This window comes from Pseudomonas sp. WS 5059 (genome assembly GCF_012985525.1).
In the GTDB taxonomy this organism is placed as follows: domain Bacteria; phylum Pseudomonadota; class Gammaproteobacteria; order Pseudomonadales; family Pseudomonadaceae; genus Aquipseudomonas.
The window spans coordinates 19,983-43,517 of record NZ_JAAQWO010000003.1; the positions used below are offsets into that span (position 1 = coordinate 19,983).

The window sequence follows — 23,535 nt, forward strand, 5'->3', positions numbered from 1 at the left end:
TCGGAGCTTATGACCAGTAGCACAACGGCAGGCAATGCCCACCTGGACGCATCCACCCAGCCGCCCCAACTGCGGGTCACCGGGGACTGGACGCTGGCCCATTACAGCGCCCTGAAGAAGTTGTCGACAAGCCTCGACGGCCAGTACGACGCCAGCACCCGCGTCGACCTCAACGGCCTGGGTGCGCTCGACACCGCCGGCGCCTCGCTGCTGGTAGAGCTGCTGGGCCCGGAGCGCATCGAACACTCCGCCGAACAAACCGACTGCCGTCTGCCCGCCGCCGACCGCGCACTGCTCAAGACCGTCTACCGCTCCCTGAATGACTTCTGTGTGCCGGTCAAGGAGCCGCAGGAAAGCGCCGGCATCCAGCTGTTGGCCCGCATCGGCCGCGCGGTGGATACGGTCTGGCAAGACGCCATGACCCTGCTGGGCTTTATCGGCCTGATCCTCGCAACCTTTGCCCGCGGCGTGTTCCGGCCCAAGCGCTGGCGCCTGACGCCGATGGTGGCGCATATCGAACAGACCGGGCTCGATGCCGCACCCATCGTCGCCTTGCTGACCTTTTTGGTGGGCGCCGTGGTCGCGTTTCTCGGCGCCACGGTGCTGGAAAGTTTCGGCGCGAGTATTTTTACCGTGGACCTCGTGGCGTTTTCCTTCCTGCGGGAGTTCGGTGTCCTACTCACCGCGATCCTGATGGCCGGCCGCACCGCCAGCGCCTTCACCGCACAGATCGGCTCGATGAAGGCCAACGAAGAAATCGACGCCATCCGCACCATGGGCCTCGACCCCATGGAGTTGCTGGTACTGCCGCGCGTCCTCGCGCTGCTGGTAGCGCTGCCGATGCTGACCTTTCTCGCCATGATTTCGGGGATTATCGGCGGCGGCGTAGTGTGCGCCGTGGCCCTGGATATCTCGCCGGCGATGTTCCTCTCGCTGTTGCAATCGGACATTGGCGTCCAGCATTTGCTGGTGGGCCTGGTCAAAGCGCCGTTCTTTGCCTTCCTGATCGCCGCCATTGGCTGCCTGGAAGGCTTCAAGGTCAGCGGCAGCGCCGAGTCGGTCGGCGCCCACACCACCTCTGCGGTGGTGCAGTCGATTTTCGTGGTGATCGTGCTCGACGCAGTCGCCGCACTGTTCTTTATGGAGATGGGCTGGTGAGCCGTTTACAGCGAGCGCCCAGCGAGGCGGTGATCGAAGTCCGTGGCCTGTGCAACCGCTTTGGCCCGCAGAGCGTGCATGAAAACCTCGACCTGGACCTGTACAAAGGCGAGATCCTCGCCGTGGTCGGCGGCTCGGGCAGCGGCAAGTCGGTGCTGCTGCGCAGCATCATCGGCCTGCGTCAGCCCAGCGAAGGGCAGGTGCGGGTGTTCGGGCAGAACCTGCCGAGCCTGTCGGAGCAGGAGCGCTCCCTGGTGGAACGACGTTTCGGCGTGCTGTTCCAGAAGGGCGCGCTGTTTTCCTCGCTGACGGTCACGGAGAACGTCGCCCTGCCATTGATCGAACACGCCGGCCTCAGCCGCGCCGATGCCGAGCACCTGGCGGCGGTGAAGCTGGCCCTGGCCGGGCTGCCGTTGTCGGCGGCCGACAAATACCCGTCGTCGCTCTCCGGCGGGATGATCAAGCGTGCGGCCCTGGCCCGCGCCCTGGCCCTGGACCCGGACATTCTGTTTCTCGATGAACCCACCGCCGGCCTCGACCCCATCGGTGCAGCGGCATTCGACCAACTGATCCTGACCCTGCGCGATGCCTTGGGCCTGAGTGTGCTGCTGATCACCCATGACCTGGACACGCTCTACACCATCACCGACCGTGTGGCGGTGCTGGCGCAGAAAAAGGTATTGGTGGCCGGAGCCATAGATGTTGTTTCGCAAACGAACGACGCCTGGATTCACGAATACTTTCATGGCCCCCGGGGCCGCGCGGCATTGGATGCCGCTCAACAGCTCAACGAGGTATGACATGGAAACCCGAGCCCATCATGTGATGATCGGTCTGTTCAGCGTGATAGTCGTGGTCGGCGCCATGCTCTTCGGCCTGTGGCTGGCCAAGTCCAGCGTCGACAGCGCGTTCCAGGATTACGAAGTGATCTTCAACGAAGCGGTCAGCGGCCTGTCCCAGGGCAGCGCGGTGCAGTACAGCGGGATCAAGGTCGGTGATGTCACCAGCCTGCGCCTGGATCCCAAGGACCCGCGCCGCGTACTGGCGCGCATCCGCCTGGCCGGGCAGACACCGATCAAGGAAGACACCCAGGCCAAGCTGGCGCTGACCGGCATCACCGGCACCTCGATCATCCAGCTCAGCGGCGGCACCCCACAAAGCGCCGAGCTCAAGGGCAAGAACGGCGAGCTGCCGCAGATCATCGCCTCGCCATCGCCCATTGCCCGGCTGTTGAACAACAGCAACGACCTGATGACCAGCATCAACCTGTTGCTGCACAACGCCAACCGCATGTTCTCGCCGGCTAACGTCGACCGCCTGAGCGGCACCCTGGCGCACCTGGAGCAGACCACCGGGGCCATCGCCGAGCAACGGGGCGATATCAAGGTGGTGATGCAGCAATTGGCCCAGGTCAGCAAACAGGCCGGCGGCGCCCTGGAGCAGACCACCGCGCTGATGCGCAACGCCAACGGGCTGCTCAACGACCAGGGCAAACAGATGTTCGGCAGCGCCGAAGGGGCCATGCGCTCCCTGGAGCAAAGCACCGCCACCATCAACAGTTTGTTGGACAGCAACAAGGACTCCCTGAACAGCGGCATGCAGGGCCTCAACGAACTGGCGCCCGCCGTGCGCGAGCTGCGCGATACCCTCGGCTCCCTGCGCGCCATCACCCGTCGCCTGGAAGCCAACCCCAGCGGGTATCTGCTGGGCAGTGACAAGAACAAGGAGTTCACGCCATGAAGCGTGCTTACCAAATGATCCTCCCGGTAGCCCTGGCCCTGGTCAGCGCCTGCTCGATCCTGCCCAAGGCCGATCCGTCCAATGTCTACCGGCTGCCGGCGGCCCAGGCGCCAGCACCTGCCCATGGCAGCGCGGGCACCTGGTCATTGCGCCTGGCCAAGCCGCAGGCCAGTGAATTCCTCGACAGCCCGCGCATTGCCGTGGTGCCCCAGGGCGACTTGATCAGCAGCTACGCCCAGTCGCGCTGGAGCGATCCGGCGCCGGTGCTGCTGCGCAACCGTCTGCTGGACGGTTTCCAGCGTGATGGCCGGGTGGCGTTCCTGAGCACTGATGACACCAACCTGCAGGCGGATTTCGAGCTGGGCGGGCAGTTGCAGGCCTTCCAGAGCGAGTACCGGGGCGCGGCGGTGGAGGTGGTGATCCGGCTGGATGCGCGATTGGTGCGCGGCAGCGACCAGCGAATCGTAGCGGCCAAGCGCTTTGAAGTGCGCCAGCCGGTGAGTGATACCCAGGTGCCGGCGGTAGTGGCCGGGTTTGGGTTGGCGGGGGATCAGTTGAACAAGCAGGTGGTGGATTGGGTGGTGCAGCAGGGCAACTCAGCACCTAAACGCTGAGGGCCTCATCGCAGGCAAGCCAGCTCCCACATTTGACGGTGTTCACACATCAAAATGTGGGAGCTGGCTTGCCTGCGATAGCGATCTAAAGCTTAGCCAAAGAACCAGTAGCAGACAGCAATCGCCGCCACCACACCGGCCAATTCCGCCAGCAACGCACACCCCACCGCATGCCGCGCCCGCTGGATACCCACCGAGCCAAAGTACACCGCCAGCACGTAGAAGGTGGTCTCGGTACTGCCCTGGATCGTCGCCGCCACCAGCGCCGGGAAGCTGTCCACACCCTGGGTCTGCATGGTCTCGATCAGCATCGCCCGCGCCGCGCTGCCGGAGAAGGGCTTGACCATCGCCGTGGGCAAGGCATCGACGAAGCGCGTGTCCAGGCCGGTCCAGGCCACCAGATGGCGAATCCCTTCGAGGCCAAACTCCAGCGCCCCGGAAGCGCGCAGTACGCCAACCGCACACAGCATCGCCACCAGGTACGGCAGCAGGTTCTTCGCGACGTCAAAGCCCTCTTTGGCGCCTTCGACAAACGCTTCATAGACCTTGACCTTGCGCAGCGCACCGATCAGCAAAAACAGCATGATCAGGCCAAACAACGTGAGGTTGCCGAGGATCGAAGACAAGCCCGCCAGGGCCGTGGCCGACATCGTCGCCAGCAAGGCCATGAAGCCGCCCAGCACCAGCGCACCGGGGATCAGGTACGCCAGCACCACTGGGTCCCACAGGCGCAGGCGCTGCATCAGCGCCACCGACAGCAGGCCTACCAGGGTCGAGGCGCTGGTGGCTAGCAGGATCGGCAGGAACACCAGGGTCGGGTCGGGCGCGCCTTGCTGGGCGCGGTACATGAAGATCGTCACCGGCAGCAAGGTCAGGGAAGACGCGTTGAGCACCAGGAACAGGATCTGCGCGTTGGTCGCGGTGTTGGGGAGCGGGTTGAGCTCTTGCAGCGCCTTCATGGCCTTGAGGCCGATCGGCGTCGCCGCGTTATCCAGGCCCAGGCCGTTGGCGGCAAAGTTGAGGGTGATCAAGCCGATGGCCGGGTGACCGGCCGGTACTTCCGGCATCAGCCGCAAGAACAGCGGGCCCAGGGCCTTGGCCAGCCACTCGACGATCCCGGCCTTCTCGGCGATGCGCAAAAAGCCCAGCCACAGGGTCAAGGTGCCGAACAGCAGCACCATCACTTCCACAGACAGCTTGGCCATGGCGAAGATACTCTCCACCATCGCCGCAAAGATCCCGGCGTTACCGCCCACCAGCCATTGCACCAGCGCCGATAGCATTGCCACGACAAAGAAGCCAAGCCACAGGCCATTGAGCATCAGTCACACCCCTTTAAATATGTGGCGAATGATAGCGGGGCTGACAGAAACGACAAACCCCGGATTTACCGGGGTTTGTGCGTATCAAGCAGGGATCAGCCCTGGCTGGTCTCGCCAGCCGGCAGCGCGGTCTTGGTCCGCCAGTGTGGCAGGGAGTTCCAGTAGCGCTCGCCCTTGGCATCGTCGTACATGCCTTCCCAACGCGCGATGACCAGCACGGCCAGGGCGTTGCCGATCACGTTCAGGGCGGTACGCGCCATGTCCATGATGCGGTCGACACCGGCGATGAACGCCAGGCCTTCCAATGGGATACCCACGCTGCCCAGGGTGGCCAGCAGCACCACGAAGGACACGCCCGGCACGCCGGCGATACCTTTGGAGGTGACCATCAGGGTGAGTACCAGCATCAGTTGCTGGCCAACCGACAGGTCGATGCCATACAGCTGGGCAATGAAGATCGCCGCGATGCTCTGGTACAGGGTCGAACCGTCGAGGTTGAACGAGTAACCGGTCGGCACCACGAAGCTGCAAATGGCTTTCGGCGCACCGTAGGCTTCCATCTTCTCGATCACGCGCGGCAGCACGGTCTCGGAGCTGGCGGTGGAGTAGGCCAGTACCAGCTCATCCTTGAAGATGCGCATCAACTTGATCACCGAGAAGCCAAACAGGCGGGCGATCAGGCCAAGAATCACAAAGGCGAAGAACAGGATGGCAACGTAGACCAGGATTACCAGCTTGGCCAATGGCAGCAGCGAGGCGAAGCCGAAGTTGGCCACGGTCACGGCGATCAGGGCGAATACACCGATAGGGGCGTATTTCATGATCATGTGGGTGACTTTGAACATGCTCTCGGACACGCCCTGGAACATGGTGACCAGGGGTTCGCGCAGGTCTGGCTTGAGGCTCGACAAGCCCAGGCCGAACAACACGGAGAAGAAGATGATCGGCAGCATCTCGCCACGGGCCACGGCGGCAAAGATGTTCGATGGGATCAGGTTGAGGATGGTCTCGATGAACGCATGTTCATGCTGCACCTCGGCGGCGGTCGCCTGGTACTTGGAGATATCCACGGTACCCAGGGTACTCATGTCGATCCCGGCACCGGGGTGGAACAGGTTGGCCAACAGCAGACCGACCACAATCGCAATGGTAGTGACCACTTCGAAGTAAACGATGGTCTTCACGCCGATCCGACCGAGTTTTTTCGCATCCCCCACACCGGCGATTCCGACAATCAGCGACGAAATCACGATCGGGATCACGATCATCTTGATCAGGCGGATAAAGATATCGCCCGCCGGTTGCAACACGTTGCTGATCCACCAGGCTTTTTCGGCACTGAAGTGGTTGAGTACAGCACCGATTGCAATCCCTAGCACCAGACCGATGAGGATCTGCCAGGCGAGGCTTAGTTTTGCCTTCTTCATGTCATTACCCTTGTTTCAAGTGGACTCAGGCAGATGCGCCAGCTGGAACGCCCGGGAGCGAAAAAGTGTGAGCATCAACCTCCGTAGAAGGTCACCGCAGATGGCCGATATGGCTTACTGGCAAGCGAAAAAAGGCGCAACTATTCCGATGCGCGGGGGCAGAGTCTAATGCCGTAAACGCCTACCCTATGCCGAATCGGCATGGGTTTTTGCAAATAAATCTGTCTGTTTGGTCAGTTCGAATGCGACATTTTGTCAGGCATACCTGCCGTGAACCGGTCATTTCAGGCTTGCCCAGGGATTTTCGGTTTTTTTGCGGGGAGGGAAAAACTCTTGAAATTTCCTACGCATACCGTCAAGAAACAGGTCTGGCCGTAGACAAACTTTCTCGATAGATGGTCACGTAGCAACACCGTGAAACGGTTGTGATGATGCAGAAAGGAAATTTGCAGCTAAGTACAGCATAAGTGCCACGGGATGCTGAGCAAGCCCGTCGCAAGTCCGTCAGGCCATAACTGCCTGCGGACCTGCGTCGCAGCTTTTCTCCTGACCCGGCCCTTGCGCAGGCACTCCCTGTACCCGTAGGTCACGCCGATCCACTTTGATCAGAGCAACCCGGCCCCCTGGTCATGCACCGCCGCCAGGCAGGTGCAAACGGAAACAGGCAGTTGGCCGGTTTCCATGTGGGTAAGGCCCGCAGACGGGCCTAGTACCAATTCGGATCTTTCTTCAGTTGCTCCATGAGCAACTTCTGCATGCCTTCATCAGGCTTGCCGATGAAGCGGTAGTCCGCATGCCTAGTTGGCGACTTGTCCGCCGGAAGCCCGGCTGGGACTTCGACCAGCATCGCGTAGGCATCTTCCTTATCAAGGCTGAAGGCAACGATCAGGCGTTTATTCAGGCAGGTGTCAGCCGTTTCACACAGCGGCCCTACCAGATACCCATCACCGTCCTCCGTCACGGCATTCATCTGCTCAGAGGTGCCCGACAGGTTGATCACCCATTCCGGCAGGCGCTCTTCCTTCTTGACCACGCCCTGCCAGGTTTCCCGATACTGCGGGTCGGCATTGAGCAGTTCATTGGCCCGCGCCTGGCCGTCATTGGCGGCCATGGCCAAGCCACTGCCGCCCAACAGCAGGGCGGCAGCCAGGGTTTTGAAAGACAAGTTGGCCATGTTCAACCTCGACCGCGACGGCCAAAGAAGAAGGAAGCGATGAACATCACCAGGAAGACGACAAAGAGAATCTTGGCGATACCCGTAGCGGTGCCCGCGATACCACCGAAGCCCAGGACTGCAGCCACAATGGCAATGATCAGGAATGTGATTGCCCAACTCAACATGGTGATTCTCCTTTTGCGTCTATAGAAGTGACTGCTGTGTAGCCATCCTGTCGCACCCAACGGGGCGGCAGGTTCGTGCCTAGAACACCCAGCGTTCCTGGACGGGTTCGTCGTACAGGGCAATGTCCTGTTCAACCGCCATCATGCGTGGGGCTGTCACGTCAGCGCTGGTGCTGCCAACGGAACGGAAATGGGTCTGTGTCATCGGTGCGCGCTCGAACTGCGGGGCGGACTGCTGGCTCTGCTGCCAATGTTGCAATTGCTGGCCACCGATCAAGGTCACCATCAAGGCGAGGCTGGCAAACAGCCCCTGTTGAAGGCGCAGTGGCGATACACGCAATGGCTTGAGGCTTTGGCGAGTCATCCTGAATCTCTCCCGCATGTTGTTTTGTTCGTTGATCACGCTTGTAGGAGAGGTATTGCAGAGTGCATGCCAGTTTTTAACCCAAATAAAAACCAATAAAATCAGCAACTTAAAAGATAGGTGCGTTTCTTATCAGCAGCATCCTGCACGATGCGCCTATCCTCACCGTGCGAAATGCACGATGGCCAATGGTCGGATCAAGGGATCAGAGAGGGCTGTAGGACTGCCGAAGGGTCAACAAGGGTTAAAAACCCGCTGCCCAGGCATATAAGTAGGAATGGTCTCAGATAGCTGCGCGATAGGGCTTTGAATCAATCAGAATAAACCATGCAACTTGCCCGATTATTCCGGGACTAACCAAGATCAATCATTCTTATTTTAAGGAGCGCGGGACAGATGGAATCCGCCAAGGAACTTCAAGGCCGCATTCTTTTAGTGGACGACGAGTCAGCAATCCTGCGCACCTTCCGCTACTGCCTGGAAGATGAAGGCTATACCGTAGCCACCGCCAACAGCGCGGCCCAGGCCGATGCCCTGTTGCAACGCCAGGTGTTCGACCTGTGTTTCCTGGACCTGCGCCTGGGCGAAGACAATGGCCTGGACGTGCTGGCGCAGATGCGCATTCAGGCACCGTGGATGCGTGTGGTGATCGTCACCGCTCATTCGGCCGTCGATACGGCAGTGGATGCGATCCAGGCAGGCGCGGCCGATTACCTGGTCAAACCATGCAGCCCCGACCAACTGCGCCTGGCCACCGCCAAGCAACTGGAAGTGCGCCAGCTATCGGCGCGCCTGGAAGCGCTGGAAGGCGAGGTGCGCCAACCCAAGGATGGCCTCGACTCCCATAGCCCGGCGATGATGGTAGTGCTGGAGACCGCCCGCCAAGTGGCCGGCACCGATGCCAATATCCTGATCCTCGGCGAATCCGGCACAGGTAAAGGTGAGTTGGCCCGGGCGATTCACGGCTGGAGCAAAAGGGCGAAAAAATCCTGCGTCACCATCAACTGCCCGTCCCTGACCGCCGAACTGATGGAAAGCGAACTGTTCGGCCACAGCCGCGGGGCCTTTACCGGCGCCAGCGAAAGCACCTTGGGCCGAGTCAACCAAGCGGATGGTGGCACGCTGTTTCTTGACGAGATCGGCGATTTTCCCCTGACACTGCAACCCAAGTTGCTGCGTTTTATCCAGGACAAGGAATATGAACGGGTCGGTGACCCTGTCACCCGGCGCGCCGATGTGCGCATCCTGGCGGCGACCAACCTGAACCTGGAAGACATGGTGCGCGACGGACGCTTTCGCGAGGACTTGTTGTATCGCCTGAATGTCATCACCTTGCACCTGCCGCCCCTGCGCGAACGCAGCGAAGATATCCTGGCCCTTGCCGACCGCTTCCTCGCGCGCTTCGTCAAAGAGTACGCACGACCGGCTCGCGGCTTCAGCGATGACGCCCGGGAAGCGCTGCTCAACTACCGTTGGCCGGGCAATATCCGTGAGCTACGCAACGTCGTGGAACGCGCGAGCATCATCTGCGCCCAGGAGAAAGTCGAAATCAGCCATCTGGGGATGGCCGAGCAACCGACCAACAACTCGCCGCGTATCGGCGCGGCGTTGAGCCTGGATGAACTGGAAAAGGCCCATATCGGCGCCGTCCTGGCCACCAGCGACACCCTGGACCAGGCGGCCAAGACCCTGGGCATCGATGCGTCGACCCTGTATCGCAAACGCAAGCAATACAACCTGTGAGCTGCACCTTATGAAGCTGGCGATGAAACTGCGCACGCGGCTGTTCCTGAGCATTTCTGCGCTGATCACCGTGGCGCTGCTCGGGTTGCTGCTGGGGCTGGTGAGCGTCATGCAAATGGCCAAGACCCAGGAAGCCCTGATCCGCAGCAACTTCATTACCCTGGACCTGGGGCTCAAGCTGCGCCAGACCCTGGGTGACCAGCTGATTTTGATGCTCAACGACACTCCGGACCCGGTCGCGCTGAACACGTCCAAGCAACAGTATTTCAAGCTGCTGGACGAGGGCATCGCCCACGAAATGAGTGTCGCCAGGGTGGGAGGTTTCTCTCAGGCCAAGGCCGATTACCTGACATTCCTCGAAGCGTTCGAAGAAAATGAAAATAGGCCTCCGCCCCTGCGCAATAACGAACAACTCACCACCAGCTTCAACGTCTTGCGCAATGGGCTGATCAGCGAACACAAAAGAGCGCTGGAAAACATCAATGCCACCGAAAGCCAGTCTCGCGAACGCGCCCTGTGGATCGCCGGCCTGCTCGGGCTGGTGGGCCTGGCGGTGCTGATCATCGGCTTCATCACCGCCCACGGCATCGCCCGACGCTTTGGCGGGCCGATCGAAGCCCTGGCCAAGGCAGCCGACAAAATCGGCCAAGGCAACTTTGATGTCACCCTGCCGATTTCTTCGGCGGCGGAAATGAACCAACTGACCCGGCGCTTTGGCATCATGGCCGAAGCGCTGCGCCAGCATCAGGCGACCAATGTCGACGAATTGCTCGCCGGCCAGCAACGCTTGCAGGCGGTGCTCGACAGCATCGACGACGGCTTGCTGATGATCGACCGCCAAGGGCACCTGGAACACCTCAACCCGGTCGCCCAGCGCCAACTGGGCTGGGACGAGAGCCGCCTGGGGCAGGGCCTGGGCGACGCGCTGCAACGCCCCGAACTGGATGAGCAACTGCACCTGGTGCTGCGCGGCGGCAACCTGGAGCGCGCACCCGACGACCTGGAAGTGGAAGTCGAAGGCGAATCGCGCCTGCTGACCTACAGCATGACGCCGGTCAGCCACCACCAGGGGCATATTCTCGGCGCGGTGATGGTGTTGCATGACGTTACCGAGCAGCGCGCCTTCGAGCGCGTGCGCAGCGAATTCGTGCTGCGTGCCTCCCATGAACTGCGTACGCCGGTCACCGGCATGCACATGGCGTTCGGCCTGTTCCAGGAGCGGGCGAAATTCCCTCCTGAATCCCGCGAAGCCGACCTGCTGAACACGGTCAACGAAGAAATGCAGCGCTTGATGCAACTGATCAACGACCTGCTCAACTTTTCCCGCTACCAGAACGGCCTGCAAAAACTCACCCTGGCGCCGTGCGACATCAACGATCTGCTTGAACATGCCCGCGCACGTTTTGCCGAGCTGGCGAATGCGCAACACATCGACCTGCTGGTAGAGGCGCAGGCACAACTGCCCAGGTTGCATGCCGACCAGGCGCAATTGGAGCGGGTCCTGGACAATCTACTCGGCAATGCCCTGCGCCATACCAGCGAAGGCGGGCAGATTCGCCTGCAGGCGCGGCGCCATGGCGAACGGCTGATCATCAGCGTCGAGGACAATGGCGAAGGCATCGCCTACGGCCAGCAGGGCAGGATTTTCGAGCCATTTGTCCAGGTAGGCCGCAAGAAAGGCGGCGCCGGCCTGGGGCTGGCGCTGTGCAAGGAGATCGTGCAGTTGCACGGTGGCCGCATGGGGGTCTATTCCCGGCCGGGGCAGGGCACGCAGTTCTATATGGCGTTGCCGCTGTAACTACACACGGTGACCACTCAAGGGGTGCAAGATCAAAGGTGGGGGCTGTCGAGTCCCCACAGGTATTGCTCGCAGCCCTTTACTTGCCTGAATCAAAGACCTTAGCGGTGATTCAATACCCGCAGGATCGCGGCGCTTTGCGCATCGGGCGTACCGTCGAACAACGCCGGCCTAAAGCGCATCTGGAACGCAGCCAGCACCCGCCGCGTCGCCACATCCAGCTCGCCGGTCTGCGGCGTGGAATAGCCCACGCGTGCCAACTCTTCCTGGAACCAGGTAATGCTCGGCAACTGCCCGGCGTACTCGGCCTGATACCGCGCGACCGCCTGGGCCTCGGGCCAGATCCCCAGGCCTTGATCCGCCAGGCGCTTCCACGGGAACAATGGGCCCGGATCGAGTTTGCGCCCGGGAGCGATATCACTGTGGCCGATAATGAACTTAGGGTTGATCCGATTGCGCTGGCTGATGTCCTTGAGCAAGGTCACCAGGGACTGGACCTGCGCTTCGGAGTACGGATACCAGACACGCCCGGTGGGTGTGTCGCGGTAGCCAGGATTGACGATCTCGATACCAATGGAGCTGGAATTGAGCCAGGTACGGCCCATCCACTCACTTTCCCCGGCGTGCCAGGAGCGCTTGTCTTCGTCCACCAGCTTATAGATGGTTGCACGGGCATCATCGCCAATCAGGTAGTGGCTGCTGACTTGGCCTTTGGTCAATAGCGCCAGCGAGCCTTGCAGGTTGGTCGCGGTGTAGTGCAGGACGACGAACTGGATACGATTATCGAAGTTCACCGACGGGTGGCTGGTATCCAGGCGCGGGCCACTCGCACAGCCGGCGAGTGTGAGGGATAAAAGAGCAGCAACGAGAAATTTCATGGCAACAGACGGTACGCTAAAGACGATAATGCAACAGTGTAACGTACCGTTTGCCGGTCAGCGGCCCGCTATACAAAATGGAACAACTTTTCAGCCCGCCTGTACCTGATTGCGCCCCGCCGCCTTGGCCCGATACAAGGCTTCGTCTGCGCGCTTGAGTGTGAGGTCGCTGCGCTCGCCGGGCTGGAACTGCGCCATGCCGATGGACATGGTGATGGTCACGCGCTCGCCCTTGAAGTGAAACGGGCACGCCTCGATGGCTGCCCGCAGGCGCTCACCGAGTTGCAGCGCATCGCCCAGCGCCGAATCCGGCATCAGCAAGACAAACTCCTCACCGCCAAACCGCGCGATAAAGTCCGTCGGCCGCAGGCGTTTGCCCAACACATTGGCGATGATCTTCAACACCTTGTCGCCCGCCAGGTGGCCGTAGCTGTCATTGATGCGCTTGAAGTGATCGAGGTCCAGCATCGCCAGCGACAGGCTGTTGCCCTGCTGATGCCAGGTGTTGACCTCGGACTCCAGGCGCTCGCTCCAGGCGGCACGGTTGGGCAAGCCGGTGAGCGGATCGATCAGGGCTTTCTGGCGCTGGACCTCAAGGTGCTCACGATAGCCCTGGGCCTCCTGCTCCATGCTTGCTACCCGCTCCGCCAGCCCCTGCAACCGTGCGGCGACTTCATGTTCACGCTGGTCGCGCTGCTTTTGATGCTCGTCCATGGCCCCCAACAGCCCCTCAAGATGGCTTTCCAGCACTTGCTTGAGGTCATCGAGGTCGGCCGCTTCCTGGACGCTGCTTTGCAAGCCGTCCATCTGTTCACGGATCTGCGTATCCATCTCGCGCGCAGCGCTGCGGCTGTCGGCATGCCCGTCGCTGGCCGCCTGCAAGTTAGCCTGGAAGGCTTCCAGTCGCTCGTTGAGGCGCTTGAGGTAGGCTTCGAACTCATGCTGGCCGCTATCAGTGATGGCCAGCATCAATACCGCCAGGTCATCAAGGATCGGCAGCAACTCGTACCAATTGAGCCCGTGGGCCAGGCGCTCGCGCATGGCTTCGGCCTGGGGCCGGTGATGCTCGGGCAGGTCGAGGTCGCCCAGCAGGCCGAGCAGGGTGTCTTCGATGTGCTTGGCGACTGAGCTGTAGGAAGGCTCGGGCGAGTCGGGCAGGGCGTACAACGCCTCGGGATCGATTTCAGCCGACTCGTCATCCAGCACCGGCGGCAATGACAGGCTGCCGATTGCCGTCGGCTGCGGCGCCTCTGGCAGGAGCTGCGGCGCTGCGACCGTACTTTCACGCTGCGGCACAACGCTCACGTCGGCAGACTGGACAGATTCCGGGGCCTGGACCACGGCAGCAGGCATTTCGACCGGCGTTATACGGGCAACCTGCGGCTGCGGCTGCGGCTGCGGCTGCGGCTGCGGTGCCACAAGCTCATCCACTTCGACCCGGGGCGCAACAGGCACCGGCGCAGGTGCGCTCTCAGTGACCTGCGGCTGCGGGGCCTGGGCTTGTGGCGCAAAAGCCCGCAGGGCCTGGGCCAGCTCGGGCGCATCCTCAACCGCCGGTGCGGCCGGGCTTGCCTGAGCAGCAGGGCTTTGCCGGGAGGCCGTGGCAGCGGGCTCAACCGGCGCAACCTCGGTACCCGCCTCCTTGCCCCCGAACAGACGTTGCAACAAACCCGGGCGAGCCGGTTCGTCATCCGACTCGAGGTTGCTCAGGGCCTGCCCTTGAAGGCCGCTCAATTCACTGAGCAGCAGAGGGATTTCCCGCGCCTGGCCGACGCGGCTGTCCAACTGCTTGGCAAAACTCTTGAGCGGGCGACTGACTTCCCGGGGCAAGGGCAGCGCCTGCAATTGCGTGACCAGGGAGGTCATAGCGGTGCTGATCTGATCAACCCGCGTTTCACGGCGTTGCTCGGAATCCAGCACGGCCTTTTCCAGGCGCGGCAGCAGGGCGGCGAGTGCGGCGTCCATGTCATCGCTGCGCACCACATCGCGCATCTCTTTCATGCACTGGTCGACGGCCCGGTCCGTGCCCTCGGCGGCCAGGGTGCTGCGCACCAGGCCACGGCGCAGCAAGTCGAGGCGCGCGGCCCAACGGCGTTCGAGCTTTTCTTGTTGCTCGATGCTTAACAGGTATTTTTCTTTCCAGCGCTGGGCGTCGTCGCTCATGCAAGGGGTCCGCGAGGGCCGGGGCTCAACGCGGGTAATGCATCAACCGTGAGCGAACCCGGCAGACGAATCTCTACCGCGACCGGCAGGTGATCGGAAATGGGTTGCGCCAGCACCTGCACACTTTCCAGCGTCAGGGTCGGGCTTAACAGGATGTGATCAAGACAACGTTGCGGGCGCCAGCTGGGGAAAGTGGCTTCGACCTGGGGCGCCAGCAGCCCGAGGTCGCGCAACGGGGAATTCTCCAACAGGTCACTGGCGTGGGTGTTCATGTCCCCCATCAGCACCTGGTGTTTGTAATCGCCAATCAGCTCACGGATGTAGGCCAACTGCATGGTGCGGGTACGCGCGCCCAGCGCCAGGTGCATCATGACGACCACCAGCGCCTCGGGCCCCTCGCCAAACCTCACGAGAATCGCCCCGCGCCCTTTCGGGCCTGGCAGTGGATGGTCTTCGATCGCCCAGGGCTTAAGGCGGCTGAGTACACCATTGCTGTGCTGGCCGAGTTTGCCGAGGTTGCGATTGAGTTGTTGATACCAGTAGGGAAACGCACCGAGCTGGGCCAGGTGCTCGACCTGGTTGACGTAGCCCGAACGCAGGCTGCCACCATCGGCCTCCTGCAGGGCCACCAGGTCGAAGTCTCCCAGCAGGTCGCCAATCTTCTGCAGATTGCCCGCCCGGCCATTGTGGGGCAACAGATGCTGCCAGCCACGGGTCAGGTAGTGCCGGTACTTTTCGGTACTGATGCCGACCTGGATATTGAAGCTCAGCAAGCGCAGCCGGCTGCCCGCCGGCAGGCCGGTGGACGCGAGATGATGCTCGTTGACCTGCGGATCATGCAGGCCAACCACTCGTTCTGTACCCCAGCGGCGCATGGCGGGCCCCTTACTTGGCTGCGCGCTCTTTGGCGATCAGCTGGTCGGCAACGTTCAGGGTCGCTTCAGGGCCGCCGGTGGAGCCGAGGTCAAAGCGGTACTTGCCGTTGACGATCAGGGTTGGAACGCCTTGCACGCCGTATTTCTGTGCCAGCTCCTTGGCCTGCTTGATCTGGCCCTGGATGGCGAAGGAGTTGAAGGTTGCGAGGAACTTGTCCTTGTCCACGCCTTGGGTGGCGAGGAAGTCAGCCATTTGATCAGGCTTGGTCAGCGGCTTGCGATCCTTCTGGATAGCTTCGAACACGGCATTGTGGACCTTATGCTCCACACCCATGGCTTCCAGGGTCAGGAACATCTGGCCGTGGGCATCCCAAGGGCCGCCGAACATGGCCGGGATGCGCTTGAAGTTCACGTCCGATGGCAGCTTTTCGGCCCAAGGGTTGATGGTCGGTTCAAAAGAGTAGCAATGCGGGCAGCCATACCAGAACAGCTCTACGACTTCGATCTTGCCCGGCACGGAAACCGGTACAGGATTAGCCAGTTCAACATAGGTCTTACCCGCTTCAAGTGGCACATCGGCGGCTTGGGCGGTCATGCCGAACAGGCTGGCAGTGACGAGAGCGGCGCTGAGGATCAATTTACGCATGCTTTACTCCTGGACAAATAAAGTCGCCTCGCGCGACCTTTTTTATGACAGGCCTGCACGGGCATGAGTTCGTTAGTGTAACGGTAGCGGCCACAAAAAAGGGCGGCCCGCGCCACCCTTTTTATGCTTGCATCGACGGATTAATCGAGCGTTAACGTTACCACTGGTGTACGCCCGGCCTTGCGCGCCTTACTTGTGCAGGCCCTGGATATAGCTGGCCACCGCTGCAATGTCTTCATCGCTCAATTTGCGCGCGATGGTGCGCATGGTCATGGCGTCGCCATCGTTGGCGCGACCGGCTTCTTCCTTGCGGAAATCGGTCAGTTGCTTGGCGATGTACTGGGCGTGCTGGCCGCCCAGGTGCGGGAAACCTGCTGCGGCGTTACCCGAGCCATCCGGGGAGTGGCAGCCGGTACAGGCCGGCAGGCCTTTGTCGAGGTCGCCGCCACGGAACAGCTTTTCACCACGCTCGACCAGTTTTGGATCCGCCGCCCCCACGCTGCCTGCCTGGCTGGCGAAATACGCCGCGATATCCGCCAGGTCCTGATCGTTGAGATTGGTCAGCATGCCGGTCATTTCCAGGACCGTTCGCTTGCCGTCCTTGATGTCGTGCATCTGCTTGGTCAGGTATTTCTCGCCCTGGCCCGCCAGTTTTGGAAAGTTGGGTGCCGGGCTGTTGCCGTCCGGTCCATGGCAGGCGCCACATACAGCGGCCTTTGTCTGGCCAGCAGTAGCGTCACCTGCAGCATGGGCAACACCAGTGATGCCCAAGGTCAACAGCAGACTCACGATCAATTTGTTCATCAGCTAATCCAATTACGGCTAAAGGTTATAGAGTTATGAACCGGGTCTACTCGCTCATCAAAAGGATGATGGCCTGGTAATCCTCGGCACGGCATTCCATGCACAAACCACGCGGCGGCATCGCCTTGAAACCCTGGGTCACGTGCTGCACCAGCGTATCCATGCCTTGCGCCAGTCTCGGCGCCCAGGCTGCCTGGTCACCCCGCTTGGGGGCCGTAGGCAACTGCCCGGCATGGCAAGCCGCGCAAACGCGGTTGTACACAGCTTCCGGATCCTGTGTAGCCTGCGCACTGTAAAGTGGTATCAGGACACCGACAGCTAGCAGCCACTTGGTCATACGTCGACCTTTTCAGGGTTTGGAAGCGTTTTGCGTTCTAATGCGCAATAAAGGTCTATCGCTCCCGTGAACTTCATCCTTCGCTGGGACAAAGCACACACAAAATCTGCGGCATTATATACTGGCGCTACTGAAACGGGAACGACACTACTTGCCGCACCCATTCCCGGCACCGCCCACATCGGAAATCCCATGCAACTCAAGAACCCCATCCTCGGTCTGTGCCAACAGTCCACGTTCATGCTCAGCGCCGCCAAAGTCGACCAATGCCCCGACGACGAAGGCTTTGAAGTGGCCTTCGCCGGGCGCTCCAACGCCGGCAAGTCCAGCGCGCTCAACACCCTGACCCATGCCAGCCTGGCTCGCACCTCGAAAACCCCAGGCCGCACGCAACTGCTCAACTTCTTCAAGCTAGACGATGATCGGCGTCTGGTCGACCTGCCGGGCTACGGTTACGCAAAAGTACCTATCCCATTGAAGCTGCACTGGCAGCGTCACCTGGAAGCGTATCTGGGTGGCCGCGAGAGTTTGAAAGGGCTGATCCTGATGATGGATATCCGTCATCCAATGACCGATTTCGACCTGCTGATGCTCGATTGGGCAGTCGCCAGCGGCATGCCAATGCACATCCTGCTGACCAAGGCCGACAAGCTGACCTACGGCGCCGCCAAGGGCACCTTGCTCAAAGTGCAGGCACAAATCCGTAAAGGTTGGGGTGATGCCATCACCATCCAGCTGTTCTCGGCACCCAAGCGCATGGGCCTGGAAGATGCCTATACCGTGCTGGCAGGCTGGATGGAACTGGCGGACAAGGGCGCAGAACTGGCCGAATAACTTTTCTGCGGGCAAAAAAAACCCCGGACTTCGTATGGGGAGGGGAAGTTCGGGGTCCAAGTTCCGGACCGCTAGGGCGGGGTCCAGATATCTGCCAACACTTAACACAACATAGGAGCATTGAAGGGCTTCACCACCCATTCAGTAACTCTGAGTGACTTTTCATGGGTTAAGTTCCGGCGCCCCGGAAAAACTATTGGAAATAACCCTCGGATATTTCCGATCTATAGGCAACGCTGCGACCTCATGCCGCAGCACTGCCGGATAATCAGTGCGCCTGGTCCCAGTTATCGCCCACGCCGACCTCCACCAGCAGCGGCACATCCAGTTGCGCGGCACTGCTCATGTGCTCGCGAATCTTCTCGCTGACTTCAGCCACCAGGTCCTCACGGACCTCGACCACCAATTCATCGTGCACCTGCAGGATGACCTTGGCGTCGAGCCCCGACTCCGTCAGCCAGTTGTCGACCTTGACCATGGCCTTCTTGATGATATCGGCGGCAGTCCCCTGCATCGGCGCGTTGATCGCGGTGCGTTCTGCGCCTGCGCGCTCCTGCGGCTTGTTGGAGTGAATATCCGGCAAGTACAGGCGGCGCCCGAACAGGGTTTCCACATAGCCCTGGTCGGAAGCCTGGGCGCGGGTGCGCTCCATGTACTCGCGCACCCCTGGGTAGCGGGCGAAGTACACATCTATATAGGCCTTGGCCGTCTTGGTATCGACGCCAATGTCCTTGCCCAGCTTCTGCGCGCCCATGCCGTAGATCAGGCCGAAGTTGATCGCCTTGGCGCTGCGGCGCTGATCGGACGTGACCTCGTCCAGTTCGACCTTGAACACCTCGGCCGCCGTGGCCGTGTGCACATCCAGGTTGTCGCGAAAGGCGTTGAGCAAGCCTTCGTCCTTGGACAGGTGCGCCATGATCCGCAGCTCGATTTGCGAGTAGTCCGCCGCCAGCAGCTTGTAGCCCTTGGGTGCGACGAACGCCTGGCGGATCCGCCGGCCTTCGGCCGTGCGCACCGGGATGTTCTGCAGGTTCGGATCACTGGACGACAGGCGCCCGGTGGCCGCCACCGCCTGGTGATAAGAGGTATGGATACGCCCGGTACGGAGGTTGATCTGCTCGGGCAAACGATCGGTGTAGGTGCTTTTGAGCTTGCTCATGCTGCGGTACTGCATCAGCACCTTGGGCAATGGATAGTCATCTTCGGCCAGTTTGGCCAGTACTTCCTCGGCGGTAGAGGCCTGGCCCTTGCCAGTCTTCTTCAATACCGGCAGCCCGAGCTTTTCGTAGAGGATAGCCCCCAACTGCTTGGGCGAACCCAGGTTGAACTCCTCACCGGCGATCTCGTACGCCTGGCGCTCCAGCTCCACCATCTTGTTGCCCAGCTCGATGCTCTGCACGCCAAGCAACGCTGCATCCACCAGGGCACCCTGGCGCTCGATCCGTGCCAGCACCGGCACCAATGGCATCTCGATATCCGTCAGCACGCTGGCCAGGCTCGGCAGGGCGCAGAGCTGCTCATACAGCGCCAGGTGCAGGCGCAGGGTCACATCGGCGTCTTCGGCGGCGTAGGGGCCGGCCTGCTCCAGGGCAATCTGGTCGAAGGTCAGTTGCTTGGCGCCTTTGCCGGCGATGTCCTGGAAGCTGACGGTGTCATGTTCCAGGTACTTCTTCGCCAGGCTGTCCATGTCGTGACGGGTCGCGGTGGAGTTCAGCACGTAGGATTCGAGCATGGTGTCGAAGGCGATGCCGCGCACGGTGATGCCGTGCGCCGGGTCGCCGCCGATGGCGCAATTGGCCAGGATATTCATGTCGAACTTGGCGTGCTGGCCGACCTTGAGCTTGTTCGGGTCCTCCAGCAGCGGCTTGAGGGCCAACAACACCGTATCGCGATCCAATTGCTCGGGCACGCCGATGTAGGAATGGGTCAGCGGGATGTAGGCCGCTTCGTTGGCCTGCACGGCAAACGAAACCCCCACCAGTTGCGCCTGCTGGGCGTCGACACCGGTGGTTTCGGTATCGAAGGCAAACAACTTGGCGTCATTGAGTTTTTTCAGCCAGACGTCAAAACGGGCCTGGTCGAGGATGGTCTCGTACTGCGCCTGGACCGGGGCCACAGGCGCCTGGGCCTCAACTGCAACCTGAGCCGGTGCAACGTCCGCGGCGGCCTTGAGCTCGACGCGCTTGGCATCGCGCTGAATCTCGTCGATCCAGCTCTTGAACTCCAGCAGGGTGTACAGCTCCAGCAGCTTCTCGCGATCCGGCTCGATCAGGTGCAAGTCTTCCAGGCCAACATCCAGGGGCACGTCGACCTTGATGGTCGCCAACTGGTAGGACAGGAATGCCATCTCTTTATACTCTTCCAGCTTGGCCGGCAGGGTCTTGGCCCCACGGATCGGCAAGGTCGGGACAATATCCAGTTGCTCGTACAGCTCTTTCAGGCCGCCGTTCACACCGACCAATAGCCCCGAAGCGGTCTTAGGACCGATACCTGGAACGCCTGGGATGTTGTCGGAGGAATCGCCCATCAATGCCAGATAGTCGATGATCTGCTCGGGAGCGACCCCAAATTTCTCCTTAACGCCGTCGATGTCCATGGCGCTACCGGTCATGGTGTTGACCAAGGTAATGTGCCCATCGACCAGCTGTGCCATGTCCTTGTCACCCGTGGAGATCACCACCGGGCGGTTGGCGGCAGCACTGCTGCGGGCCAGGGTGCCGATCACGTCATCCGCTTCGACGCCTTCGACGCACAGCAGTGGGAAGCCCAGGGCGATCACGCTCTGGTGCAGCGGCTCGATTTGCACGCGCATGTCATCGGGCATGCTCGGGCGGTTGGCCTTGTATTCGGCGTACATGTCATCGCGAAATGTCCCGCCCTTGGCGTCGAACACGACCGCGAACGGGCTGTCCGGGTACTGCTTGCGCAGGCTTTTGAGCATGTTCAACACGCCCTTGACCGCACCGGTCGGCAGGCCTTTGGACGTGGTCAACGGCGGCAGCGCGTGGAAGGCGCGGTACAGATATGAAGAACCGTCCACCAGGACGAGGGGGGCTTGGCTCATGAGCAGGATCAACCTTTTCGGCGGGTCTGGCGCTAGAATAGCCGGACCAATGACAACAAAGGGACAAGGTTATCATGCGTACATTCAATCGCCTGCTGTTGACCGGCTTGATTGCACTCGCTCCGATGGCTGCCATGGCGGCAGACGACGCTCCCTCGGGAGACCCGCAAGTCACCATTCGCACGGAAGGCGACAAGACCATCCAGGAATACCGCCAAAACGGTTTCCTGTATGCCATCAAGGTAACGCCCAAGGGCGCACCCCCGTACTTTTTGGTGCGCGCGGACGGAACCGATGCGAACTTCATCCGCTCGGACCAGCCGGATATGCTGATCCCGTCATGGAAGATCTTCGAATGGAAATGATTTCTTAACTTTAATCGGCGCCGCGGCCTGCGGCGCCCGTACTGGCAGTTTTAACCATGTCTGTGTTCACCCCCCTGGCTCGGCCCGAGCTGGAAACCTTTCTCGCCCCTTATGGGCTCGGCCGCCTGCTCGATTTCCAGGGGATTGCCGCTGGTAGCGAAAACACCAACTTCTTTATCAGCCTGGAACAGGGCGAATTTGTCCTGACCCTGGTTGAACGCGGCCCCGTGGACGAAATGCCGTTCTTCATCGAACTGCTGGACGTACTCCACGACGCCGACCTGCCCGTGCCTTACGCCCTGCGCACCACCGACGGCGTGGCCCTGCGCGAATTGGCAGGCAAGCCGGCGCTGCTGCAACCGCGCCTGGCGGGCAAGCACATCAAGGAGGCCAATGCCCAGCATTGCGTGCAAGTGGGTGAATTACTCGCTCACCTGCACCTGGCCACCCAGGGCGACAAGGTGCTGGAACGCAAGACCGATCGCGGGCTGGATTGGATGCTCGACGAGGGCACGCAGCTGATCTCGCACCTCGACGCCCACCAACAGCAACTGTTGCAAATGGCGCTGGATGAAATCCAGCAGCTCAAAGGTCAGATCCTCACGCTGCCACGGGCCAATATCCACGCCGACCTGTTTCGCGACAACGCGATGTTCGAAGGCACCCACCTGACCGGGTTGATCGACTTCTATAACGCATGCTCCGGGCCAATGCTGTACGACGTGGCGATTGCCCTCAATGACTGGTGCTCGGACGCCGCCGGGGTGATCGACGGCCACCGCGCCCGCGCACTGCTGGGCGCCTATGCGGCACTGCGGCCGTTCAGCACCAGGGAAGCCGAGCTGTGGCCGACGATGCTGCGCGTGGCGTGTGTGCGGTTCTGGCTGTCCCGCCTGATTGCAGCAGAGACGTTTGCGGGGCAGGACGTGCTGATTCACGATCCGGTGGAGCTTCAACAGCTGCTGGAACAACGCCAGCAGGTCACCCTCCAGCTGCCGCTCGCCCTCTAACGCTTTGGGAGCGGGCTTGCCCGCGATGAGGCGTGTCAGTCACCTAATGAGCGCCTGATACACCGCCATCGCGGGCAAGCCCGCTCCCACATTGGTTTGGCGGTGTGCCTACAGTGACTCCAGGCACCCTGCCAAATCATTGCCCAGCTTCTCCAGCAACTGCTCGTACCCCTGGCCCGTGGCCGGGGTGTAGCCGCCCAGGGCATCCAATTCCGCCAGCTTCACCGGCAGGCCAGCCACCAGGGTCTCGGCCAGGCGCGGGCGCAAGGGTGGCTCGCTGAACACACAGGTCTTGCCCACCTCCTGCAAGCGCGTGCGCATCGCCGCCACATGCTGGGCGCCGGGCTGCACTTCGGCGGTCACGCTGAACACACCGGTGTGCTTGAGGCCGTAGGCATCTTCAAAGTAGTCGAAGGCTTCGTGGAACACGAAGTAAGGCTTGCCGGCGATACCCGCCAGGCGCGCTTTCAAACGCAGGTCCAAGGCATCCAGGCGCCCGTTGAACGCTTGCAGGTTGCTCTGGTAGCGCTCTGCATTGGCGGGGTCAGCCGCGCTCAAGTCCGCCGCCATCCTGGCCGCAATCACCCGCGCATTCACCGGCGACAACCACAAGTGGGCATCCAGGCTGCCAGGGCGATGATCGTGGTCATGGTCGTCGGCTTCTTCGCCATGGGAGTGATTATCTTCGGCGAAATGCCGCAGCTTCAGGCCCGGCAGTTCCTGCACGGCCACCGTGGGCAAGTTGCGACCCTTGAGGACCCGTGGCAGGAAGCCTTCCATGTCCGGACCGATCCAATACAGCAGATCCACCGATTGCACACGCCGTACGTCGGATGGGCGCAATGCATAGTTATGCGGCGAGGCTCCGGGTGGCAATAACACCTCTGGAACCGCCACGCCGTCCTGCACAGCGGCGGCAATCAGCTGTAAGGGTTTGATGCTGGTGAGCACCCGAACCTCGGCCTGGGCAGCCCCGGCAATCAATAAACTGGTGACAAATACGACAAAAACGGCAAAAAGTCGGGACACGATGAGCACTCAAGTCAGCAGGA

The 23,535-nt window shown here is 61.4% G+C and carries 22 protein-coding genes; 9 read left to right on the forward strand and 13 right to left on the reverse strand.

Features of this window, described 5'->3' with window-relative positions; translation table 11 throughout:
* The first annotated feature begins 9 nt into the window (after window positions 1-9).
* The 4 genes from HBO12_RS08925 to HBO12_RS08940 are packed head-to-tail and all read left to right on the forward strand — an operon-like array spanning window position 10 to window position 3,512.
* A complete protein-coding gene (locus HBO12_RS08925) occupies window positions 10-1,158 on the forward strand; it encodes an ABC transporter permease (RefSeq protein ID WP_169954134.1) in 1,149 nt (382 codons plus the stop codon).
* Window positions 1,155-1,958, forward strand: coding sequence for an ATP-binding cassette domain-containing protein (locus HBO12_RS08930; protein ID WP_169954133.1), 804 nt, complete (start codon window positions 1,155-1,157; stop codon window positions 1,956-1,958). Before HBO12_RS08925 ends, HBO12_RS08930 begins: the two co-directional genes overlap by 4 nt.
* Before the next feature lies 1 nt (window position 1,959).
* Window positions 1,960-2,898, forward strand: a complete 939-nt coding sequence (locus tag HBO12_RS08935; RefSeq protein WP_170041969.1) for an MlaD family protein — start codon at window positions 1,960-1,962, stop codon at window positions 2,896-2,898.
* Window positions 2,895-3,512, forward strand: coding sequence for an ABC-type transport auxiliary lipoprotein family protein (locus tag HBO12_RS08940; protein WP_170041970.1), 618 nt, complete (start codon window positions 2,895-2,897; stop codon window positions 3,510-3,512). The genes HBO12_RS08935 and HBO12_RS08940 overlap by 4 nt, the downstream gene beginning before the upstream one ends.
* A gap of 92 nt (window positions 3,513-3,604) precedes the next feature.
* Here HBO12_RS08940 and HBO12_RS08945 read toward each other — a convergent pair whose 3' ends face one another.
* The 5 genes from HBO12_RS08945 to HBO12_RS08965 all read right to left on the reverse strand — a co-directional run bounded on the left by HBO12_RS08945 (window position 3,605) and on the right by HBO12_RS08965 (window position 7,966).
* Complete coding sequence (locus HBO12_RS08945) at window positions 3,605-4,834, reverse strand: nucleoside recognition domain-containing protein (protein WP_170041971.1); 1,230 nt, start codon at window positions 4,832-4,834, stop codon at window positions 3,605-3,607.
* Between the two features lie 95 nt (window positions 4,835-4,929).
* Complete coding sequence (gltP, locus tag HBO12_RS08950) at window positions 4,930-6,261, reverse strand: glutamate/aspartate:proton symporter GltP (protein WP_057444842.1); 1,332 nt, start codon at window positions 6,259-6,261, stop codon at window positions 4,930-4,932.
* Between the two features lie 706 nt (window positions 6,262-6,967).
* Window positions 6,968-7,435: an inhibitor of vertebrate lysozyme family protein gene (locus tag HBO12_RS08955; protein WP_169954129.1), complete on the reverse strand. Its 468-nt coding sequence runs from the start codon at window positions 7,433-7,435 to the stop codon at window positions 6,968-6,970.
* 2 nt (window positions 7,436-7,437) lie between these two features.
* Entirely contained in the window at window positions 7,438-7,602 is a 165-nt protein-coding gene (locus tag HBO12_RS08960) for a DUF1328 domain-containing protein (RefSeq protein WP_003170804.1), read from the reverse strand.
* A 79-nt stretch (window positions 7,603-7,681) separates the two neighbouring features.
* Entirely contained in the window at window positions 7,682-7,966 is a 285-nt protein-coding gene (locus tag HBO12_RS08965) for a hypothetical protein (RefSeq protein ID WP_169954128.1), read from the reverse strand.
* A gap of 396 nt (window positions 7,967-8,362) precedes the next feature.
* Here HBO12_RS08965 and algB point away from each other — a divergent pair, with 396 nt between their 5' ends.
* Both algB and HBO12_RS08975 read left to right on the forward strand, forming a co-directional pair.
* A complete protein-coding gene (gene algB / locus HBO12_RS08970) occupies window positions 8,363-9,709 on the forward strand; it encodes a sigma-54-dependent response regulator transcription factor AlgB (protein WP_169954127.1) in 1,347 nt (448 codons plus the stop codon).
* A gap of 10 nt (window positions 9,710-9,719) precedes the next feature.
* Window positions 9,720-11,507, forward strand: a complete 1,788-nt coding sequence (locus HBO12_RS08975; RefSeq protein WP_170041972.1) for a KinB sensor domain-containing domain — start codon at window positions 9,720-9,722, stop codon at window positions 11,505-11,507.
* A 101-nt stretch (window positions 11,508-11,608) separates the two neighbouring features.
* On the opposite strand, the gene HBO12_RS08980 is transcribed toward HBO12_RS08975, so the two are convergent.
* The 6 genes from HBO12_RS08980 to HBO12_RS09005 all read right to left on the reverse strand — a co-directional run bounded on the left by HBO12_RS08980 (window position 11,609) and on the right by HBO12_RS09005 (window position 17,210).
* Window positions 11,609-12,385 carry an N-acetylmuramoyl-L-alanine amidase gene (locus HBO12_RS08980; protein ID WP_170041973.1) on the reverse strand — a complete coding sequence of 259 codons (777 nt, stop codon included), beginning with the start codon at window positions 12,383-12,385 and terminating at the stop codon, window positions 11,609-11,611.
* Window positions 12,386-12,475: 90 nt separating this feature from the next.
* A complete protein-coding gene (locus HBO12_RS08985; RefSeq protein WP_170041974.1) occupies window positions 12,476-14,548 on the reverse strand; it encodes a GGDEF domain-containing protein in 2,073 nt (690 codons plus the stop codon).
* The gene (locus HBO12_RS08990) at window positions 14,545-15,423 is read right to left on the reverse strand and encodes an endonuclease/exonuclease/phosphatase family protein (protein ID WP_170041975.1); all 879 of its coding nucleotides are present in this window, start codon (window positions 15,421-15,423) and stop codon (window positions 14,545-14,547) included. The genes HBO12_RS08985 and HBO12_RS08990 overlap by 4 nt, the downstream gene beginning before the upstream one ends.
* 10 nt (window positions 15,424-15,433) lie before the next feature.
* Window positions 15,434-16,069 carry a thiol:disulfide interchange protein DsbA gene (gene dsbA / locus HBO12_RS08995; protein WP_170041976.1) on the reverse strand — a complete coding sequence of 212 codons (636 nt, stop codon included), beginning with the start codon at window positions 16,067-16,069 and terminating at the stop codon, window positions 15,434-15,436.
* Between the two features lie 189 nt (window positions 16,070-16,258).
* Entirely contained in the window at window positions 16,259-16,873 is a 615-nt protein-coding gene (locus HBO12_RS09000; RefSeq protein ID WP_169954121.1) for a c-type cytochrome, read from the reverse strand.
* Between the two features lie 46 nt (window positions 16,874-16,919).
* The gene (locus HBO12_RS09005; protein WP_169954120.1) at window positions 16,920-17,210 is read right to left on the reverse strand and encodes a c-type cytochrome; all 291 of its coding nucleotides are present in this window, start codon (window positions 17,208-17,210) and stop codon (window positions 16,920-16,922) included.
* A 192-nt stretch (window positions 17,211-17,402) separates the two neighbouring features.
* Between HBO12_RS09005 and yihA the strand changes: the two genes are divergently transcribed.
* Window positions 17,403-18,044, forward strand: coding sequence for a ribosome biogenesis GTP-binding protein YihA/YsxC (gene yihA, locus HBO12_RS09010; protein WP_076963373.1), 642 nt, complete (start codon window positions 17,403-17,405; stop codon window positions 18,042-18,044).
* 268 nt (window positions 18,045-18,312) lie between these two features.
* Here yihA and polA read toward each other — a convergent pair whose 3' ends face one another.
* Complete coding sequence (polA, locus tag HBO12_RS09015) at window positions 18,313-21,108, reverse strand: DNA polymerase I (protein ID WP_170041977.1); 2,796 nt, start codon at window positions 21,106-21,108, stop codon at window positions 18,313-18,315.
* Window positions 21,109-21,182: 74 nt separating this feature from the next.
* On the opposite strand from polA, the gene HBO12_RS09020 reads away from it, so the two are divergent.
* Together HBO12_RS09020 and HBO12_RS09025 are read left to right on the forward strand one after the other, a co-directional pair.
* The gene (locus tag HBO12_RS09020) at window positions 21,183-21,473 is read left to right on the forward strand and encodes a DUF2782 domain-containing protein (RefSeq protein WP_104911281.1); all 291 of its coding nucleotides are present in this window, start codon (window positions 21,183-21,185) and stop codon (window positions 21,471-21,473) included.
* Between the two features lie 56 nt (window positions 21,474-21,529).
* Window positions 21,530-22,483: a homoserine kinase gene (locus tag HBO12_RS09025; RefSeq protein ID WP_169954118.1), complete on the forward strand. Its 954-nt coding sequence runs from the start codon at window positions 21,530-21,532 to the stop codon at window positions 22,481-22,483.
* A gap of 108 nt (window positions 22,484-22,591) precedes the next feature.
* Here the strand turns inward: HBO12_RS09025 and HBO12_RS09030 are convergent, their stop codons facing one another.
* Complete coding sequence (locus tag HBO12_RS09030; RefSeq protein ID WP_170041978.1) at window positions 22,592-23,521, reverse strand: metal ABC transporter solute-binding protein, Zn/Mn family; 930 nt, start codon at window positions 23,519-23,521, stop codon at window positions 22,592-22,594.
* Window positions 23,522-23,535 lie beyond the last annotated feature (14 nt).

Excerpts from the sequence above, each read along its gene's own strand:
- HBO12_RS08990 (WP_170041975.1), bottom strand. The coding sequence starts at position 15,423 with ATGCGCCGCTGGGGTACAGAACGAGTGGTTGGCCTGCATGATCCGCAG.
- HBO12_RS09000 (WP_169954121.1), bottom strand. The coding sequence starts at position 16,873 with ATGAACAAATTGATCGTGAGTCTGCTGTTGACCTTGGGCATCACTGGT.
- HBO12_RS09020 (WP_104911281.1), top strand. The coding sequence starts at position 21,183 with ATGCGTACATTCAATCGCCTGCTGTTGACCGGCTTGATTGCACTCGCT.
- HBO12_RS08935 (WP_170041969.1), top strand. The coding sequence starts at position 1,960 with ATGGAAACCCGAGCCCATCATGTGATGATCGGTCTGTTCAGCGTGATA.
- HBO12_RS08985 (WP_170041974.1), bottom strand. The coding sequence starts at position 14,548 with ATGAGCGACGACGCCCAGCGCTGGAAAGAAAAATACCTGTTAAGCATC.
- HBO12_RS08940 (WP_170041970.1), top strand. The coding sequence starts at position 2,895 with ATGAAGCGTGCTTACCAAATGATCCTCCCGGTAGCCCTGGCCCTGGTC.
- gltP (WP_057444842.1), bottom strand. The coding sequence starts at position 6,261 with ATGAAGAAGGCAAAACTAAGCCTCGCCTGGCAGATCCTCATCGGTCTG.
- HBO12_RS08945 (WP_170041971.1), bottom strand. The coding sequence starts at position 4,834 with ATGCTCAATGGCCTGTGGCTTGGCTTCTTTGTCGTGGCAATGCTATCG.
- HBO12_RS08980 (WP_170041973.1), bottom strand. The coding sequence starts at position 12,385 with ATGAAATTTCTCGTTGCTGCTCTTTTATCCCTCACACTCGCCGGCTGT.
- HBO12_RS08960 (WP_003170804.1), bottom strand. The coding sequence starts at position 7,602 with ATGTTGAGTTGGGCAATCACATTCCTGATCATTGCCATTGTGGCTGCA.
- yihA (WP_076963373.1), top strand. The coding sequence starts at position 17,403 with ATGCAACTCAAGAACCCCATCCTCGGTCTGTGCCAACAGTCCACGTTC.
- polA (WP_170041977.1), bottom strand. The coding sequence starts at position 21,108 with ATGAGCCAAGCCCCCCTCGTCCTGGTGGACGGTTCTTCATATCTGTAC.
- dsbA (WP_170041976.1), bottom strand. The coding sequence starts at position 16,069 with ATGCGTAAATTGATCCTCAGCGCCGCTCTCGTCACTGCCAGCCTGTTC.
- HBO12_RS08965 (WP_169954128.1), bottom strand. The coding sequence starts at position 7,966 with ATGACTCGCCAAAGCCTCAAGCCATTGCGTGTATCGCCACTGCGCCTT.
- HBO12_RS08925 (WP_169954134.1), top strand. The coding sequence starts at position 10 with ATGACCAGTAGCACAACGGCAGGCAATGCCCACCTGGACGCATCCACC.
- HBO12_RS09025 (WP_169954118.1), top strand. The coding sequence starts at position 21,530 with ATGTCTGTGTTCACCCCCCTGGCTCGGCCCGAGCTGGAAACCTTTCTC.
- HBO12_RS09005 (WP_169954120.1), bottom strand. The coding sequence starts at position 17,210 with ATGACCAAGTGGCTGCTAGCTGTCGGTGTCCTGATACCACTTTACAGT.
- HBO12_RS08955 (WP_169954129.1), bottom strand. The coding sequence starts at position 7,435 with ATGGCCAACTTGTCTTTCAAAACCCTGGCTGCCGCCCTGCTGTTGGGC.
- algB (WP_169954127.1), top strand. The coding sequence starts at position 8,363 with ATGGAATCCGCCAAGGAACTTCAAGGCCGCATTCTTTTAGTGGACGAC.
- HBO12_RS08975 (WP_170041972.1), top strand. The coding sequence starts at position 9,720 with ATGAAGCTGGCGATGAAACTGCGCACGCGGCTGTTCCTGAGCATTTCT.